Origin of the sequence: Streptomyces longispororuber (assembly GCF_024448165.1) — a bacterium.
Classification (GTDB): Bacteria; Actinomycetota; Actinomycetes; order Streptomycetales; family Streptomycetaceae; genus Streptomyces; species Streptomyces longispororuber_A.
This window is the reverse complement of sequence record NZ_JAMOLN010000037.1, coordinates 40,943-58,447: the sequence shown is the minus strand read 5'-3', so window position 1 is coordinate 58,447 and position 17,505 is coordinate 40,943. Positions and strand designations below refer to the sequence as shown.

The window sequence follows — 17,505 nt, the reverse complement described above, 5'->3', positions numbered from 1 at the left end:
CCGGCGGCCCGGCGCTGACCGAGGAGAAGCGTCCGGAGCCGCCCGCCGCCTCCGTACTGCCCCGCGGCGCCGACCGCTGGACCAGCGCGCTGACCGGCCTCGTGGCCCGGCACGACCTCACCCCGGGGTTCGCCGCGCTCGCCCTGGCCACGGCCCTCCTGCTGGGCGCGCTGCACGCGCTGGCACCCGGCCACGGCAAGACCCTGATGGCGGCGACCGCCGCGGCCCGCGGCCGGGCCAGGCTCCGTGACGTACTGCCGCTCGCGGCGTCGGTCACGGTGACCCACACGCTCGGCGTGGTCGCGCTCGGCGCCCTGGTCATCGGCGGCTCCGCGGCGGCGCCCTCGATCGTGGCCTGGCTCGGCGTGGCCAGCGGCGCCCTGGTGACGGCGGCGGGCGTGATGCTCGTCCGCAAGGCCTGGCGAGCCCGCCACCACGGCCACGGCCACACCCACCACCACAACCACGACCACGACCACGGCCACCCGCACGGTCACAGCCACGATCACGGCCACGGCCACTCCCACGACCACCCCGCCCCCACCGTCCGCGGAGCCCTCTTCCTCGGCTTCGCCGGCGGCCTCGTCCCCAGCCCGTCCGCCGTCGTCGTCCTGGTCGGCGCCGCCGCGCTCGGCCAGGCCTGGTTCGGCGTGCTGCTGGTGATCGCGTACGGCGCGGGACTCGCCGTCACCCTCACCGCGGCCGGCTTCGTCGTCGTCCGGGCGGGAGCGTTCGCGGCCCGCCGGATCGCCGGGGCCCGATCCCGCACGCGGCGCGCGGCGCAACGCCTGGTGCCGTTCGGTTCGGCCTGCGTCGTGGTCGCCCTGGGGTGCGGATTGGTGTTCAAGGGGGCGGCAACGGCGCTCGGTTGAGCTACTTTTGTTCAGACTTGTCTTGGCGAGTGGGGGGCGCCCGTGAGCGCAGGGCCGGGCAGTGGAAGCGAGCGTGGGAGCGGGCGGCTCGTCGCCGGCCGGTACCGCCTGCTCGACGCGATCGGCGAGGGCGGCATGGGCACCGTGTGGCGGGCCCGCGACGAGGTGCTCGGCCGCGAGGCCGCCGTGAAGGAGGTGCGGGCCCCGGCCGGGCTGCCGGCGGCCGAGGTCGACCGGATGTACGCGCGGCTGGAGCGCGAGGCGTGGGCCGCGGCACGGATCGCGCACCGGAACGTAATCACGCTGTACGACGTGGCCATCGACGGCGGACGGCCGTGGGTCGTCATGGAGTTGGTGCGCGGCGTGTCCCTGGCGGACCAGCTCGACGCCGAGGGCCCGATGCCGCCGCAGCGGGCCGCGCACATCGGCGCCGAACTGCTGGCCGCGCTGCGGGCGGCGCACGAGGCGGGAGTGCTGCACCGGGACGTCAAGCCGGGCAACGTCCTGCTGGGGAACGACGGCCGGGTCGTGCTCACCGACTTCGGGATCGCGATGGTCGAGGGGACCTCGGCGCTCACCATGACGGGTGAGGTCATCGGCTCGCCCGAATTCCTCGCCCCGGAGCGGGCGTTGGGGCGCACCCCGGGTCCCGAGTCCGATCTGTGGTCGCTCGGCGTGCTGCTCTACGCGGCGGTGGAGGGGCATTCGCCGTTCCGCCAGGACACCCCGCTCAGCACCTTGCGGGCGGTCGTCGACGAGGAGCTGCCGCCGCCGCGCCGGGCGGGTCCGCTGACGCCGGTCATCGAGGGCCTGCTCCGCAAGGATCCGGCGGACCGCATCGGTGCCGCGGCGGCCGAGCACGATCTGCGGATCGTCGGTGCGGGCGGCGTGCTGCGCGACGACCCGGCGCACTCCACGCCGCTGGCGTCGCAGCCGACGGTGACCTCGCGGCAGCAGCCGGCGTCGTCCACGCCGCCGCTGCCCGGCCCCGTCCCGGCCGGTTCGCCCGCTCCGGGGGCCGCCACGACGGCGACGACGGTTCCCGCGGACACGGGCCACCGCCACGCCCGCCGCGCCTCGCTGGTCCTGATGGCGGGGATCGTGGCACTGCTGCTGGCCATCGGCGGTCTCACGTACGCGCTGCTGAACCGCGACGACGGGGGCGGCGGCGGGAACGGCGGAGGGACGTCCGGGGGCTCCGACGGCGGTTCCGGCAACGGCGGTTCGTCCGGTGGTTCCTCCGGCTCCACGAGCAGCGGGAACGGGAACGGGAGTGGGAACAGCGGCAACGGCGGGAACGGGAACGGCAGTTCCAGTGGGAGTGGGGGCAACGGCGGCAACGGCGGGCACACCACCACCCCGGCCCAGTCCGTGCGGGTGAGCGTCTCCGCCGTGCGCGGCAGCTACTCGGGCGCGTGTCCGCCGCCCGCCGCCGAGGCCCCGGCGTTCGCCGCGACGTTCACGGTGGGGCGCACGCCCGCCGAGGTGGAGTACCGGTGGGTGACGCGGAGCGGGGAGCCGTCGGACCCCGGCTGGAAGACGCTGAGCTTCGGCTCGGGCGACGCGAAGAGCCGTACGGTCAACACGACGGAGACGAAGTACCAGGAGGGCGCCACGCTGCGGAACCAGATCGCGGTGGAGGTGCGCTCCCCGGAGGCGACGACGTCCAACTACGTGGCGTACGCGGTGACCTGTGAAGTGGTGACCCCGACCACCGGGGCCACCACCGGTTCACCCACGTACTAGAGCGTTGCGTGTGCCGGTGCGCCGATCAGGCTGCGGACGTGAAGACGGGCAGGTAGCCGCCCGACTGTCCGGCGGCGGTCGGGTGGTACGACTCGCCGATGTTGGTCCAGTTGACGCTGTGGAGCCAGGCGGAGCCCGAGCAGATCTCGTGGCCGCTGAACGTGGACGTCACGTCGCCGAAGGTGAAGCCGTGCGCGGCGACGCGCTTGGCGGTGGTGGCGTTGAGCAGGTCGGCGGCGCCGTTGATGGCGGACCGCTCGGTCTCGGAGAGCCCCGCGAGGCAGGAGCCGCCGAGCTTGTAGAAGCGGGGGTAGCCGAGGACCACCACATGGGCGGAGGCGGCCCTCGAACTGATCGCCAAGTACACCTGGTCGAGCTTGCCGGGCAAGGTCGACGTGACGTACGCGCGGGCCTCGTTGACCCGGTTGACGCAGGTGGACTCGGAGTAGAGGACGCAGGTCGTCATGACGTCGGCGAAGCCCGCGTCATTGCCTCCGATGCTGATGGAGACGAGGCCGGTGCCCGAGCCGAGGGACCCGAGCTGGCCTGCGAGCACATCGTCCGTGCGGGCGCCCGAGCACGCGGCGAAGGTGAAGCTGGAGGGGGAGTGGGCCGCGGCCCACAGCGCCGGATACGCCTTGGTGGAGCGCTTGCAGTCGCCGCTGCCACTGTCGTAGCTGCCGGCTCCGACTCCTGAGGAGTAGGAGTCGCCGAGGGCGACGTACCCGGTGGCTGCGGCCGCCGAGTTGTCCGAGGCCTGAGCGGCGGTCGCCCCGGTGAGGGCGGCCGTCGCCGCGAAGAGGAACGAGGTCACGTATGCCGCAAGTCGGAAACGTCTCATGGAACCTCCCTTAGCAGGATCTCTGCAACATATGTGGTAGCACGCCACAGAGTTACTCGGAAGTACCAAGACCTGACATTCGCTCAACGTTCAATTGCAGGTGCATGTCAGGCTTGTGACATACCCTCAGTTCGCTTGAGCTACGCCCGTAGATACCGGAGTCTGCTGAACGGGCCGGGGAGCGGAAGACCTCACTCCAACGGTCCGTGTGCGCCACCCAGCGCACACCCCCCACTGACGCGCGCCCCGTTCGGGGCGCGCGCCGCCTATGAGGAGGACTCCCTCGTAATGGCACTCTCCAAAGCACTGGTGACCGCGGCCGCTTCCACCGCGGCGGCCGTCGGCCTGCTCGGCTCCCTCACCGTCCTGCCCGCCCAGGCCGCCACCCCGGCCGAGGGCAAGGTCCTGGCGGCCGGCTCCGCCGAGGCGGTCCGGGGCAGCTACATCGTCACGCTCAAGAAGCCCGCGCAGAGCACGGCGGGCCTCACGGCCGCCTCCGCCGACGGCAAGGGCCTGATATCCGCGTACGGCGGCACGGTGCAGAAGACGTTCCGCACCGCCCTCAACGGCTATGCCGTGCGGGGGCTTTCGGCCACCGAGGCGGGCAGACTCGCGGCCGACCCGGCCGTGGCGTCCGTCGAACAGAACCAGCGCGTGCACGTGGACGCCACCCAGACCAGCGCCCCCTGGGGCCTGGACCGGATCGACCAGAGCGCCCTGCCGCTCTCCGGCACGTACACCTACCCGGACACCGCCGGCAGCGGGGTGACGGCCTACGTCATCGACACCGGCGTGCGGATCACGCACTCCCAGATCAGCGGCCGCGCCTCGAACGGCTACGACGCGGTCGACGGGGACTCCGTCGCACAGGACGGCAACGGCCACGGCACCCACGTGGCCACCACCATCGCGGGCACCACCTACGGCGTCGCCAAGAAGGCGAAGATCGTGGCGGTGCGCGTGCTCGACGACAGCGGATCGGGCACCACCGCGGGCGTCATCGCGGGCATCGACTGGGTCACGAACAACCACAGCGGCCCGTCGGTGGCGAACCTGTCGCTCGGCGGCGGCACGAGCACCGCGCTCGACACCGCCGTGCGCAACTCCATCTCCAGCGGCGTCACCTACGCGATCGCGGCCGGCAACTCCGGTGCGAACGCGTCCACCTCGTCGCCCGCCCGGGTCACCCAGGCCATCACCGTCGGCGCCACGAGCAACACCGACGCGAAGGCCAGCTGGTCCAACTACGGTTCCGTACTGGACCTGTTCGCCCCGGGCGTCTCGATCACCGCGGGCTGGAACACCAGCGACTCCGCGACCAACACGATCTCGGGCACGTCGATGGCCACCCCGCACGTCGCGGGCGCGGCCGCCGTCTATCTGGCGGGCCACACCTCCGCCACGCCCGCCCAGGTCGCCACGGCCCTGGTGAACGGGGCCACGTCCGGCGTCGTCACCAGCCCCGGCACCGGCTCGCCGAACAAGCTCCTGAAGCTCGTCCCGTAGCCGAGGCCGGTACGGAAGATGCGGGTGATGCGGTTGTTGACTGACCGTCAACTCACATAGTGGTCAACGTAGTTCCCCGGGTGCATCCACCGCATCCGGGGAACTCTTCGCATACCCTCCGCATCTTGACGCACCCCCCGCCGCTGCGCGACATTGAAGTCCGGCATCCGGCGCTTCGGGGGGAAACGTCGCCAATGCAGACCATCGGTATCAAGCCGTCGTCATCCGGCGGTTCGGGGGACGGCCCGGCGGACTCTTCGCCACCGGGCAGAGACGCGCCGTACCTGCTCGCGGGAGCGGGCGCCGTCGCGGCGGGCGCGGGCCTCGTCCTGGCGCTCTCGCACGCGTCGTCACCCCTGCGCGGACCACTCGCGCTCTTCTTCCTGCTCGCCGCGCCCGGCGCCGCCTTCGCGGCCGCCCTGCGCGGCCTCGACCCATGGGCCCGTGCGCTCACCTCGGCCGCCGGCGCGGTCGCCGTGGTGATGCTGGTCGCCCAGGGCATGCTCGCCACGCACCGCTGGTCGGTGGACGGCGGAATCGTCACGGTGGGCGTCCTCAGCGCTCTCGCATTCCTGGCCCAACTGGCGGTCCGAAAATGGAGGAACAAAATCCGCTAGAGGGACAGGAGTTCAGGTAAAGGACAGAACAACAAAAACGTGAGGCCTCGTTCCAGGTCTTGCCATACAGTCTCAATCATCAATACCGTCGTACATCCACCCGCATCGGTCCATCACGCAATGCGATCTAGGGGAGGGCTCAAGATCGCGACGGTCCGGCGCGGGGCGCGGTAGGGGGGTGCCGTGCTCGGTGAGCCTCGATCTTTCATGTCATGGGTCGCCGAGTCGCGTGCCGCGCGGCCGGTCCAACCAACCGGTGTGTATTGCCAGCTCACCCGGCCCGTACGGAGATCCGTTCCGGCCTGGCCGTAGGTGAGAACCCCCCTTTCGAACCGGATATCCAGCCGGACCGCCCGGGGGCGGGCGGTCCACCGGACGAGAGGGACCAGACTCATGAGCAGTTCCGTTGTGCGCCCGGTGATCCCCGACGAGGGGACCGCACCGGCCCGAATACCCGCCCAGTACCGGGCGATCTCCACGCACCTGGCCATTGCGCCACGGGTGAGCGTGGTCATTCCCGCCATGAACGAGGCGGAGAATCTCCCGTACGTGTTCAAGACCCTGCCGGAATGGATCCACGAAGTGGTCCTGGTCGACGGGAATTCGACGGACGACACCGTTGAAGTGGCCCGCGAACTGTGGCCGGAAGTCGTGGTCGTGCCGCAGCGCGGCAAGGGCAAGGGGGATGCCCTGATCACCGGCTTCGAGGCGTGCTCCGGCGACATCATCGTGATGGTCGACGCGGACGGCTCCGCCGACGGCCAGGAGATCGTCAGCTACGTGTCGGCGCTCGTCTCCGGCGCCGACTTCGCCAAGGGCTCGCGGTTCGCCAACGGCGGCGGCACGGACGACATGACGCCGATCCGCAAGCTCGGCAACTGGGCGCTGTGCTCGGCCGTGAACGCCAAGTTCGGCGCCCGCTACACCGACCTCTGCTACGGCTACAACGCGTTCTGGCGGCACTGCCTCGACGAGATCGACCTCGACTGCACCGGCTTCGAGGTCGAGACGCTGATGAACATCCGGGTCGTCAAGGCGGGCCTGAAGGTCCAGGAGATCCCCAGCCACGAGTACCTGCGGATCCACGGCGCGAGCAACCTGCGGGCCGTGCGCGACGGTATCCGGGTCCTGAAGGTCATCCTCAAGGAGCGTTCGAACCGCCGGGCGCTGCGCACCAGGACGGCCGCCGCCAGGCTCGACGCGGCACGGGGAGAAGGATCTTGACGGATCGTCAGAGCATGCGGATGACGGCGTCCGTCGTCATCTGCGTGTACACCGAGGACCGCTGGAGCGACATCCTCGCCGCCGTCGACTCCGTGCGCACCCAGTCGTACCCGGCCGTGGAGACCCTGCTCGTCGTCGACCACAACCCGGCGCTGCTGGAGCGGCTGGCCAAGGAGTACAAGGAGGCGGCCGGCATCCGGGTCCTCGCCAACGCGGGACCGCGCGGCCTGTCCGCGGGGCGGAACACCGGGATCGCCGCGTCGGACGCCGACATCATCGCGTTCCTGGACGACGACGCCGTCGCCGAGCGGGACTGGCTGCGGCACTTCGTGGCCGGTTACGCCGACCCGAAGGTGATGGCGGTCGGCGGGCGCACCGAGCCCGTCTGGGCCTCCGGGCGCCGGCCCGTCTGGTTCCCCGAGGAGTTCGACTGGGTGGTGGGCTGCACGTACAAGGGGCTGCCGCCCGGCCGGGTGAAGGTGCGCAACGTGCTGGGCGGGAACGCCTCGTTCCGGCGCACCGCCTTCGACGTGGCGGGCGGCTTCGCCACCGGGATCGGCCGGGACGGCGACAAGCGCCCGCTCGGCTGCGAGGAGACGGAGCTGTGCATCCGCCTGTCCCGCGCAAGACCGGACGCGGTGCTCCTGATCGACGACCGCTCGGTGATCCACCATCGGGTACCGGCGGGGCGCGAGCAGTTCGCCTACTTCCGCACCCGGACGTACGCGGAAGGACTGTCGAAGGCCCTCGTCGCCCGAAGCGTCGGCGCCGACAAGGGACTGGAGAGCGAGCGGGCCTACACGAGCCGGGTGCTGCCCGCCGGGGTGGCCAGGGGCGTGCGGGACTTCGTGCTCGGCAGGCCGGGCGGCGCGGGGCGGGCCGGGGCGATCGTGGCCGGAGTGGCGACGGCGGCCGGCGGGTACGTCCTCGGGAGTTTCCGGGCGCGGCGCGGCGGTTCCGGGTTCTCGGGGTTCCGCGTCGCGGAGATCGACCGGAGCGGCGAGGAGGAAGCGGGGGCGGCGGCATGAGCGCGCAGACCCGGGCGTCCGACGAGGCGCCCGTACCGATCCTGATGTACCACGCGGTGGCGCACGAGCCGAGCGAGGCGACGCGCCGCCTGTCGGTGTCGCCCGAGCAGTTCGCCGAGCAGATGGAGATCCTCGCGGACCACCGCTGCACTCCCCTGTCCACGGCCGAGCTGGCCGGGATCTGGCGGGGCGGCGGCCGGGTGCTGCCCGACCGGCCCGTCCTGATCACGTTCGACGACGGCTACGAGGGCGTGCACCGGCACGCCCTGCCCGTGCTCGCCAAGCACGGCTTCGCGTCCGCCCTGTTCGTCTCGACGGGGTGGCTGCGCGGTCCGTACGACACCGGGCGCGGACTCGACACGATGCTCGACTGGGACCAGGTGCGGGCACTCGCCGCGCAGGGCATGGAGATCGGCGGGCACAGCCACACGCACCCCCAGCTCGACCAGCTCGACGACGACGACCTCGCGTTCGAACTGCGCCTGTGCAAGGAGATCGTGGCGGGGGAACTCGGGTCGACGCCCGTCTCCTTCGCGTACCCGTACGGTCACTCCGACCGGCGGGTGCGGCAGGCGGTGCGCGCGGCCGGGTTCGCCCAGTCGCTCGCCGTCGGCAACGGTCTCGCCCGGCGACGGCAGGGCCCGTACGCGCTGCAGCGGGTCACCGTGCGCCGCTCCACCGACGCGACCGAGTTCGAGCGGCTCGTGGAGGGCCGCGCGATCGGCCGCACCTACGCCAGGGACCGTGCCCTGACCAAGGGGTACGCCGTGGTCCGCAGAGCCCGACAGGCCCGCCGGAAGGCAACCCGTACCCGTGTCTGACACGACGACGACCACCACCCAGGCCGCACCCGCTTCGACCACGGCCGGCCCGCAGGCGCCGCCCGGCCGCAGACTCAGGCTGCCCGGCATGGGCCGCGCCCGGAAGGGCAGGACAGACGGCATGGGGTCGGGGGGCGGGAACCAGCTGTTCCGCAACGCCTATGCGCTGATGCTGAACACCGGCATCTCCGGCGTGCTCGGCGTCGGCTTCTGGCTCGCCGCCGCGCACTACTACACCGCGGACGCGGTCGGCCAGGGCTCGGCGGCCATCGCGGCGATGAAGTTCCTCGCGGGGCTCACCGCCGTGACGCTGACCGGCGCCCTGGCCCGCTTCATCCCGGTCGCCGGACGCGCCACCGGGCGGTTCATCTTCCGTACGTACGCGGGGAGTTCGGCGGCCGTCGCGTTCGCCGCGCTGATCTTCCTGCTCACGCTCGACGTGTGGGGACCCTCGTACAGATTCCTGCACGGGCCGGTGAACGGGCTCGGGTTCATCGCGGCCGTCGTCGCCTGGTCGCTGCTCACGCTCCAGGACGGCGTGCTGACGGGGCTGCGCAGCGCGCTGTGGGTGCCGGTCGGGAACACCGTGTTCTCGCTGGTGAAGCTGGGGCTCCTGGTCGCGTTCGCGACGGCCCTCGCGACGACCGGGGTGTTCGTGTCCTGGGTCGTCGCCATCGCGTTCTCGGTGGTGCCGCTGGGCTGGCTCGTGTTCCGGCGGCTGGTGCCCCGGCACATCGAGGCGACCGACGGCAAGGCGGATCCGCCGACGCTGCGCGAGATGGGCCGCTTCCTCGCGGGCGACTACACGGGCTCGCTGTTCTCGCTGGCCGTCGTGTACCTGGTGCCGGTGATCATCGCCTCGCAGGTGAGCTCCGCCGACAACGCGTACTTCTACATCACCACCACCATCGGCGGCACGGTCAACCTGCTGGCCATCAACATGGGTGCCTCGCTGACCGTGGAGGGCTCGCACGACCCGGCGCAGCTCGCCGCCAACACCCGGGCCGCGCTGCGCCGGATGGCCCGCATCATGATCCCGGTCTGCGGGCTGCTCTTCCTCCTCGCCCCGTACGTGCTGCACGTCTTCGGCGCGGACTACTCGGCGGCGGCGACACCGCTGCTGCGCTGGTTCGCGGTGGGCGCGGCGCTGCGCGTGGTCATGGAGACGTACTTCGCGGTGCTGCGCGCGCAGAGCCGGACGGCCGGACTCGCCTGGCTGCAGGGCCTGCTGTGCGTGCTCGTGCTCGGTCTGACGCTGCTCCTGCTGCCCCGGATGGGGCTGACGGGGGCGGGCGTCGCGGAGATCTCCTCGCTCGCCGTGATCGTGCTGATCGCGGCGCCGAAGCTGTGGCGCGTGGTGCGCACCGCTCCCCCGGTCCCGGCCGCCGCCGAGGGCGCGGCTCCCGACGGGGACCTCGCCGACCTGGGCACGCCGAAGCCGGCCGTGAGCACCAAGGAGCCGCACCCGAAGTGGGCGCTGCGCGACGCGATGGACTCGGACACGCTGCATCTCGCGGTGCAGCTCAACCTGGACCACCAGGAGCGGCGCCCGGACGTCCGGCCGGGCCCGGTCACCCCGGCCCGCGGCACGCCCGTCGACCACCGCCCGACGTGGGCCCTCAAGTCGCCGCTGCCCGGGCAGCGTTCGGCACCGTCCGGCGAGTCGGAGGCGTCGGCGTCGCAGGCGTCCAGCGGACGCCACACGGAGGGCGGCTCCGCCGCCCCGGACCGGTCCGCCGCCGGTGCCTCGGCGACGGCACCACCGCCCCTGCGCCCCCATGCCCCTGCCTCCCCGGAGGAGGAGCCCGCGCAGAGCGGTGTCGACGCACCGTGGAGCACCGAGCCCCCGGCCGCCGATCCGGCCGCCGAGGAGCCGGAGCACGCTCCGCCGCCCGACGTCCCGGCCGAGCCCCGGCGTGCCCGGCTGACGCCGTCGGTCGTCGTCCTGGCACTGCTCCTCGTCGCGGCCCTCGGCCTGTACTGGGGCCCGGTCCTCGGGATGAGCGACGCCGACCTGGAGGACATGGGCGGGCTCGGCCTGATCTCGGTCCTCTCGCCGGTGACGCTGCTCGGCGGCGCGCTCCTCATCGGGGTGTTCGCCTCGCTGCTCTGGCTCGAACGCCCGCACAAGCGGCTCCTGCTGCTCACCCTGCTGGCGACGGTCGTGTCGCTGCACGCGCTGCCCGCGGTCATCGAGGCGGAGCCGCGGTTCGCGACGGCCTGGCAGCACCTGGGCTTCATGGACTACATCGACCGCACCGGTTCGGCGGTGCCCGATCTCGACGCCCGCTGGAGCTGGCCCGGCTTCTTCGCCGCGGCCGCGTTCCTCGCCAAGGCGTGCGGGGTGGACGATCTCACCGAGGTCATCCGCTGGTGGCCGATGGCCATCCAACTCCTCTATCTGGCCCCGATGTTCCTGCTGCTGCGCTCGGTGCGGGCGAGCTGGCGGGCCAAGTGGACCGGTCTGTGGATCTTCGTCCTGAGCGGCTGGGTGGGCCAGGACTACTTCTCGCCGCAGGGCTTCACGTACCTCCTCTATCTGGTGTTCGTGGCGATCCTGCTGGTGTGGTTCCGGGCGCCGCGCGTGCTGTGGGCGAAGCGGCGGCCCGGCGAGACGGAGGTCGAACCGGCCGACCGCCGCCAGCGTGCGGTGCTGCTCGTCGTCCTGATCGCCCTGTTCGCCGCCACGGTCCCGGCGCACCAGCTCACCCCGTTCGTGATGCTGGGCGTCCTCGCGGTCCTGGTCCTCGTCGGCCGGTCCGAACTGCGCGGCCTGCCGCTGCTGTTCGGAGTGATCGTCGTCGTCTGGCTGGGCTTCCTCGCCGAGCCGTACTGGTCGGGTCACTTCAACGACCTGTTCGGCGGCGTCGGCGGGGTCGGCGGCAACGTCACGTCGTCGGTCTCCGGCCGTATCCAGGGCGGCAGTTCGACCCACAAGCTGGTGCTGTACGTGCGCGTGCTGCTGGCGGGCGGCGTCATGGCGTTCGCCTGCTACGGCTGGTGGCGCCGGCGCGACTGGAAGTACCGCGAGCGTTCGCTGATCGTCCTGACCTTCGTGCCGTTCCTCGGCTTCGGCATGCAGTCGTACGGCGGCGAGATGGCGCTGCGCGTCTTCATGTTCGCCCTGCCGGGCGCCGCGCTGCTGGCCGGTCTCGCCCTGTTCCCGCGCACCGGCGCCACGGCGAAGGAGCGCGACAAGGACCGGATCAGTCTGGCCCCGCTGGCCGCGCTCATGGCCGGGCTGCTCCTCATGGGCGGCTTCCTGGTGGCCCGCTGGGGCAACGAGCCGTTCGAGCGGATCCGGCCCGGCGAGGTCGCGGCGATGGACTACGTCTACGCCCACGACAAGCCGACCGTGCGGCTGCTGTGGATGAGCAACGACACCGTCAACAACGTCACGCCCGCGATGCCGTGGGGCACCCGTGACATGGAGAAGGTCCAGTACGTGCCGACGCTCGCACCGGTCGACCCGGTCCTGGTCGGCGGTCTCGTCAAGGCGCTCAAGGACGCGGGACCGAACTCGTACCTGATGATCAACAAGAGTCAGGTCGTGTATCTGCAGCTCGACGTCGGCTACTCGAAGATGTGGGCGACCCGCCTGTTCGAGAACCTGGACCGGCGCACCGAGCTGAAGAAGGTCTACGTCAACGACGACGTGACCATGTACCAGTTGCGCAAGGAGCCGGCCGGCACGGTGCAGAAGGCCGATCCGGGGCCGATCGGGCCGCAGATCACCTGGACGCCGTGGTCGGTCGTGGGCGCACTCGCGGCGGTCGCGCTGATCCTGCTGCTCACGGCGCGCGAGGTGGTCCGGGTCGCGGTCCGGCCGAGCGTGCGTCAGCTCCGGTGGCTGCAGTCCACGTTCTGGTTCTCGCTGCCGCTGCTCGCGGTGGTCGTCGCGTCGCTGATCCAGCGGTTCATCACGATGGGCCTGAACTGAGGCTCCCGCGGGGTGCGGGCGGCTGCCCGCACCCCTGCGGCGCTACCGCTCGAGCCACTTGACCTCGTATCCCTGCATCTCGAACCGCTTGCCGTCCACCTTGGCGCTGATGGCGCGGTTCAGGGTGTTCACGACGACCACGGCCTTGTCGTCGGCGAGCACCCGTACGTTCGGCACGTCGTCCTTGGCGACCGGCACGGTCTCGTACGTCGTCCCCGGCCCGAACTCCTCGTTGAACCGAGACACCAGGTCGTACATCGGCAGCCGCGTCCCGCCGGACGCCCGGTCGGTGGGCCGCCACAGGCAGCCGGCGCACGAGGCGCCCTTCTCGTCCTCGGGGTTCCAGTAGAACCCGGACGTGGCGCCGCCCCTGGCCATCGCGATCATCCCGGCGGCCTGTACGGCGACCCGGTGCGGCTCGCTCCAGCCCTGCCGCTCGTCCTTGCTGTCGGCGGGCTCCACGTAGTACTCGGCCCACCACAGCGGCAGGTCGCCGGTCTGCCGCTCGATCCACCGGCTGACGGCGGTGAACTTGTCGGTGGCGGCGAACTCGTCGGGCAGCATCTCGTCGTCGTTCGTGTAGCTGGAGCCGTCGACGACGACGAAGTCGGCCCCCGCCTTGTTCTCGTTCCAGTACGTGAAGGCGTCGACGATCCGCTGGTCCATGCGGCCCCAGGCGCCCTTGACCGCGTCGGACGCACCATCGGTCTGCTTCGGGTCGAGGCTGTCCATGACCAGGTAGGGACCGCCGACCATGATGTCCTTGTCGACCTTCTTCAGCGCCTTGTAGACGAGGTTGTACAGCTTCGTGTAACCCTCGTAGTCCCAGCGGCCCTCGCTGTCGTTCCAGAAGCCCTTGAACTCGTTCCAGACGATGAAGTGGCGGACGTACGGGTAGCGCTTGGCGACGGTCGCGGCGAGGTTCGCATAGTCCTGGAAGTGCTCGGGGTCGGGGGCCTTCTCCAGGTTGGGCTGGCTCCAGTTCGTGTTGTCGACGCCCGCCTTGCCGCCCTTCATCCAGTCCGGCGCGCAGCACAGGGTGATCACCGGGGTGCCGCCGGACGCGCGGATGAAGTCGACGCGGCGGTCCAGCGCGTCGAAGTCGTAACGCCCCTTCACCGGCTCGGGGTTGTCCGCGCCCCAGCCCATGATCGCCTGGTTCTGCGGCAGCGGCCGCTCGCCGAGCAGCTTCTCCGCACGCTCGACCGCGGCGTCGGCCCCCTCGTCGGCGGAGTGCTGGGTGTGGGTGAACCCCCACCCGACCGACGGCCCCTGCTGATCGGGAGGCTCGGCCGGTGTGCCGTGGACCTTGTCACCGTCGCGCGTGGTGCCCGCGGTGCTGCCCTTGTTGTCAGGAAGGGTGCTGATCACCGTCAGCACCAGGGCCAGAGCGGCCACCCCCACGCCGAGCAGTGCGGTGAGCCGCCACCGCCGTGCCCCCGAATTCCACCCATGACGTCCCATCAAGGACAAGGGTAACCAGGGCAGTTGGCGGAGGGACATACTCCGTTGCCACAGGCTCGTAACGAGGTTCGATACGTACGTCGCGCCGAGGTACCCGTGTGACGCGCTGCGGAAATCCCGTGCGGGCGGCCCTTTGGTGGCGGATCATGGCGGCATGTCTGCCAACCCGTTCGACGCGCTGCCGGTCCGGCTCGGTGTCGACGACAGCGATTCGCCCGCCGATGTCGTCGACGCACTGTTCCTCGGCCGCTTCGCCACGGGCGAGCAGCCGCACTCCCACGCGGTGAACATCGACCGGGTCAGGTCCGGGGCGACGCTGTTGCCGCCGGACGCCCGGGTGCTGCGCTCCGCGCGCGACGACGACCGCAGCGCTACGCTCGCCGAGGGCGACGGCTGGACGCTGCTGGTCTCCCGGTGGAACAGGGGCGCCGACGTCACGGTGACGGCGACGACGGCCGAACTGGCCGAGAAGGTGCTGAAGCTCGCCACGGACGGCGCCGCCGACGAGCCGGAACCGCAGCCGGACAACGTGACGATGGGCTTCTGGTACGTCTCGCCGCGGCGCGGCCCGCACCGCACGACGCGGCAGATCTCGGCCGGCACGTGGGAGGAGGTGCGGGCCAACTACACGGAGCCGGTGGCCGGGGCGATGGACCGCCTGATGAAGACCCGCCCCGAGGACATCGCGGGCCGGCTGCTGCTCCTGCACGGGCCGCCGGGCACCGGCAAGACGTCCGCGCTGCGCACGCTGGCCCGGTCCTGGCGCGACTGGTGCCAGGTCGACTGCGTCCTCGACCCCGAGCGGCTGTTCTCGGACGTCGGCTATCTGATGGACATCGCGATCGGCGAGGACGACGGCACGGCGAAGGGCCGCTGGCGGCTGCTGCTCCTGGAGGACTGCGACGAGCTGATCCGCGGCGAGGCGAAGCACACGGCGGGGCAGGCGCTCTCGCGCCTGCTCAATCTGACCGACGGCCTGCTCGGTCAGGGCAGGAACGTGCTGGTGGGCGTCACCACGAACGAGGACCTGGAGCGTCTCCACCCGGCCGTGGTCCGCCCCGGCCGCTGCCTCGCCCGGATCGAGGTGGGTGCGCTGACCCGTCGGGAGTCGGTGGCGTGGCTGGGCTCGGAGGAAGGGGTGGGGCGGGACGGGGCGACGCTTGCGGAGCTGTACGCATTGCGCCGCGGGATCTCGCCGACGTCGGTCCCGGACCCCCGGGGCGGGGCGGACGCGGGCCTCTACCTGTAGCGGCCCGTCCCGTCGGCGACCGCGACCCGGCGGGACGTCTCGCGCAGTTCCCCGCGCCCCTGAAGGCATGCGCTGCGCGCAGCCTTCCCCGGCCCGGAGATGCCGCACGAAGTGCGCATCTCCAGGGGCGCGGGGAACTGCGCGACCAGCCACGACGCAACCCGCACCCGGCAACGAGACAGACACCCGCAACGGCGCGGAGCCTACGCGTACGCCGCGCGCAGAGCGTCCCGCACCGCGGCCAGCGCCTGCTCCTGCGACAACCCGAGCCTCCGCACCCGCTCGGCGAAAACCTGCGCCGCCACCGACGCCTCCCGCTCCGCCGCATCCCCCGCCGCCGCGACGAACGTCCCGTTGCGCCCCCGCGTCTCGATCACCCCGTCCGTCTCCAGGGCCCGGTACGCCTTGGCCACCGTGTTCGCGGCGAGCCCCAGCTCCTCGGCCAGGCCCCGCACCGTGGGCAGCTTGTAGCCGACGGGCAGCGCCCCGGTCCTGGCCAGCTCGGAGATCTGGGCCCGCACCTGCTCGTACGGCGCGCCACTGTCGTCAATGCGGATCTTCAAGGTCACGGCCCGATTCTCCCGCAGCCCCGGAAAATGGGAGGCACCCGGGCGTGATCGGCGCGTAGCGTGCCACCACATGACCGTGATCGTCCGCCCGCTGCGCCCCGGCGACCCGGAGGACGCGGGTGCCTTCGCCCGGATCCGCCGCACCTGTCTGCCCGCGATGCTCGCGACCCCGGCCTCCGTCGAGTACGACGCGGCGCACGCCCACCCGGACTCCCACTACCGGCAGTTGGTGGCGGTGGCGGACGGCGAGCCGATCGGCACCGCCCAGGTCGGCATCGCGCACGACAGCCCGAAGCCGGGCCAGGGCTACGCAAACGTGTACGTGCACCCGGACCACGAGCACCGCGGAGCGGGCACGCTGCTGCTGCGCACGGCCGAGGAGCATCTGGCGCAGCACGGGGCGACGCAGGTGTACTGCTGGGCCCTGGAGGGCCCGCGGAACCTGGCGTGGGCGGCCGCACACGGCTACCGTCGCAGCCGCTCCGCCCGCTTCCTGCGCCTCGACCTGACCGGGGCCGCGCTGCCGCCCCGCCGACTGCCGCCGCCCGGCGTCGAGTTGCGCACGCTCGCCGACTTCGCGGCCGACCCGCGCCCGGTCTTCGCCCTGGACGCGGAGGTGGTGGCCGACGAGCCGGGCGACATCGCGCTCGCACTCGACGACTACGACCACTGGCTGGCGGACACCTGGCGGCACCCGCTGCTCGACCACGAGCTGACGTCGGTGGCCGTGGTGGAGGGCCGGCCCGCCGCGTTCTCCTTCGCGGAGACGGACCGCGAGGGCCGCTACAGCTCGGGGATGACGGGCACGGCCCGCGCCTTCCGCGGCCGCGGCCTGGCCAAGCTCGCCAAGAACGACTCGCTGCACCGGGCCCGCGCGGCCGGGGTCACCGTGGCGTACACGGGCAACGACGTGGACAACGCGCCGATGCTCGCGATCAACCAGTGGTTCGGTTACACACTCGACGCGACGGAGGTCCGCCATGTCCGCACCCTCGACTCCTGACACCGCCCTCCAGGTCCGCCTGGTCAAGGCGGGCCGCACGAAGATCAGTTACCCGGCGGAGCTGCTGCACGACGACGGCACGCGGGTCACCGTCCGGGCCGCCTGGGCGGCCGAGGGCGTCCGCGACTTCGGCTTCGTCCAGTTCCGCCCCGGCGACACGTTCACCGAGCACTACTGGCGGGACCGCTGGTACGCGATCAAGGAGGTCCGCTCCGGCGACGGCACGCTGAAGGGCTGGTACTGCGACATCACCCGCCCGGTGGTCCGCGACGCCGAAGGGGATCTCCTGGCCGAGGACCTCGACCTGGACCTGTGGGTGTCGGCGGACGGCAGTGCGGTGATCCGTCTCGACGAGGACGAGTTCGCCGAGAGCGGGATCGCCGACCGGGACCCGGCCGCCGCGCTGGCGGCGACGACGGCCCTGGACGAGCTGGAACTCCTGGCGAAGGACGGGAAGTTCACCGCCCTGCTGGCGTGACCGGGACGGGGGACCGGCGACTCGGCGTCACGCGTGGCGAACCGAGTGTGATCAATGCCGTCACCTGGTGTTCCCCATCGGCCGCGAGGAGCGACAAACCGCCGGTGGCGCGGCCGACGTCGAGCGGCCGCCGCGTCCCGGTCGACG

13 protein-coding genes and 1 pseudogene are annotated in these 17,505 nt (G+C 71.9%); 11 read left to right on the top strand and 3 right to left on the bottom strand.

Going from position 1 to position 17,505, the window contains the following annotated elements:
* Positions 1–872: pseudogene (locus tag M4J07_RS13595) on the top strand (sulfite exporter TauE/SafE family protein); the annotation flags it as partial.
* 135 nt (positions 873–1,007) lie between these two features.
* On the top strand, positions 1,008–2,618 hold the full coding sequence (locus M4J07_RS13590) for a serine/threonine-protein kinase (RefSeq protein WP_374215033.1): 1,611 nt from the start codon (positions 1,008–1,010) through the stop codon (positions 2,616–2,618).
* Positions 2,619–2,643: 25 nt separating this feature from the next.
* Here the strand turns inward: M4J07_RS13590 and M4J07_RS13585 are convergent, their stop codons facing one another.
* Positions 2,644–3,459 carry an SGNH/GDSL hydrolase family protein gene (locus M4J07_RS13585; protein WP_255971442.1) on the bottom strand — a complete coding sequence of 272 codons (816 nt, stop codon included), beginning with the start codon at positions 3,457–3,459 and terminating at the stop codon, positions 2,644–2,646.
* A 288-nt stretch (positions 3,460–3,747) separates the two neighbouring features.
* On the opposite strand from M4J07_RS13585, the gene M4J07_RS13580 reads away from it, so the two are divergent.
* The 6 genes from M4J07_RS13580 (at position 3,748) to M4J07_RS13555 (ending at position 12,595) form a co-directional block, all read left to right on the top strand.
* Positions 3,748–4,965: a S8 family peptidase gene (locus tag M4J07_RS13580; protein WP_255971440.1), complete on the top strand. Its 1,218-nt coding sequence runs from the start codon at positions 3,748–3,750 to the stop codon at positions 4,963–4,965.
* A gap of 194 nt (positions 4,966–5,159) precedes the next feature.
* Positions 5,160–5,582: a hypothetical protein gene (locus M4J07_RS13575; RefSeq protein WP_255971438.1), complete on the top strand. Its 423-nt coding sequence runs from the start codon at positions 5,160–5,162 to the stop codon at positions 5,580–5,582.
* A 393-nt stretch (positions 5,583–5,975) separates the two neighbouring features.
* Complete coding sequence (locus M4J07_RS13570; RefSeq protein ID WP_255971436.1) at positions 5,976–6,806, top strand: glycosyltransferase family 2 protein; 831 nt, start codon at positions 5,976–5,978, stop codon at positions 6,804–6,806.
* Positions 6,807–6,820: 14 nt separating this feature from the next.
* A complete protein-coding gene (locus tag M4J07_RS13565) occupies positions 6,821–7,834 on the top strand; it encodes a glycosyltransferase family 2 protein (RefSeq protein WP_374215032.1) in 1,014 nt (337 codons plus the stop codon).
* Positions 7,831–8,655: a polysaccharide deacetylase family protein gene (locus tag M4J07_RS13560; RefSeq protein ID WP_255971434.1), complete on the top strand. Its 825-nt coding sequence runs from the start codon at positions 7,831–7,833 to the stop codon at positions 8,653–8,655. Before M4J07_RS13565 ends, M4J07_RS13560 begins: the two co-directional genes overlap by 4 nt.
* Positions 8,648–12,595 (top strand): lipopolysaccharide biosynthesis protein, encoded by a 3,948-nt coding sequence (locus tag M4J07_RS13555; protein ID WP_255971432.1) that lies wholly within the window; start codon positions 8,648–8,650, stop codon positions 12,593–12,595. Before M4J07_RS13560 ends, M4J07_RS13555 begins: the two co-directional genes overlap by 8 nt.
* A 42-nt stretch (positions 12,596–12,637) precedes the next feature.
* Here M4J07_RS13555 and M4J07_RS13550 read toward each other — a convergent pair whose 3' ends face one another.
* The gene (locus M4J07_RS13550) at positions 12,638–14,059 is read right to left on the bottom strand and encodes a GH39 family glycosyl hydrolase (RefSeq protein WP_255971430.1); all 1,422 of its coding nucleotides are present in this window, start codon (positions 14,057–14,059) and stop codon (positions 12,638–12,640) included.
* A 154-nt stretch (positions 14,060–14,213) separates the two neighbouring features.
* Between M4J07_RS13550 and M4J07_RS13545 the strand changes: the two genes are divergently transcribed.
* The gene (locus M4J07_RS13545) at positions 14,214–15,308 is read left to right on the top strand and encodes a DUF5925 domain-containing protein (RefSeq protein ID WP_255971428.1); all 1,095 of its coding nucleotides are present in this window, start codon (positions 14,214–14,216) and stop codon (positions 15,306–15,308) included.
* A gap of 203 nt (positions 15,309–15,511) precedes the next feature.
* Here the strand turns inward: M4J07_RS13545 and M4J07_RS13540 are convergent, their stop codons facing one another.
* Complete coding sequence (locus tag M4J07_RS13540) at positions 15,512–15,877, bottom strand: GntR family transcriptional regulator (protein ID WP_255971426.1); 366 nt, start codon at positions 15,875–15,877, stop codon at positions 15,512–15,514.
* A 70-nt stretch (positions 15,878–15,947) separates the two neighbouring features.
* On the opposite strand from M4J07_RS13540, the gene M4J07_RS13535 reads away from it, so the two are divergent.
* Both M4J07_RS13535 and M4J07_RS13530 read left to right on the top strand, forming a co-directional pair.
* Entirely contained in the window at positions 15,948–16,880 is a 933-nt protein-coding gene (locus M4J07_RS13535) for a GNAT family N-acetyltransferase (protein WP_255971424.1), read from the top strand.
* Positions 16,858–17,358, top strand: a complete 501-nt coding sequence (locus tag M4J07_RS13530; protein ID WP_255971422.1) for a DUF402 domain-containing protein — start codon at positions 16,858–16,860, stop codon at positions 17,356–17,358. The genes M4J07_RS13535 and M4J07_RS13530 overlap by 23 nt, the downstream gene beginning before the upstream one ends.
* The last annotated feature ends 147 nt before the right edge of the window (positions 17,359–17,505 follow it).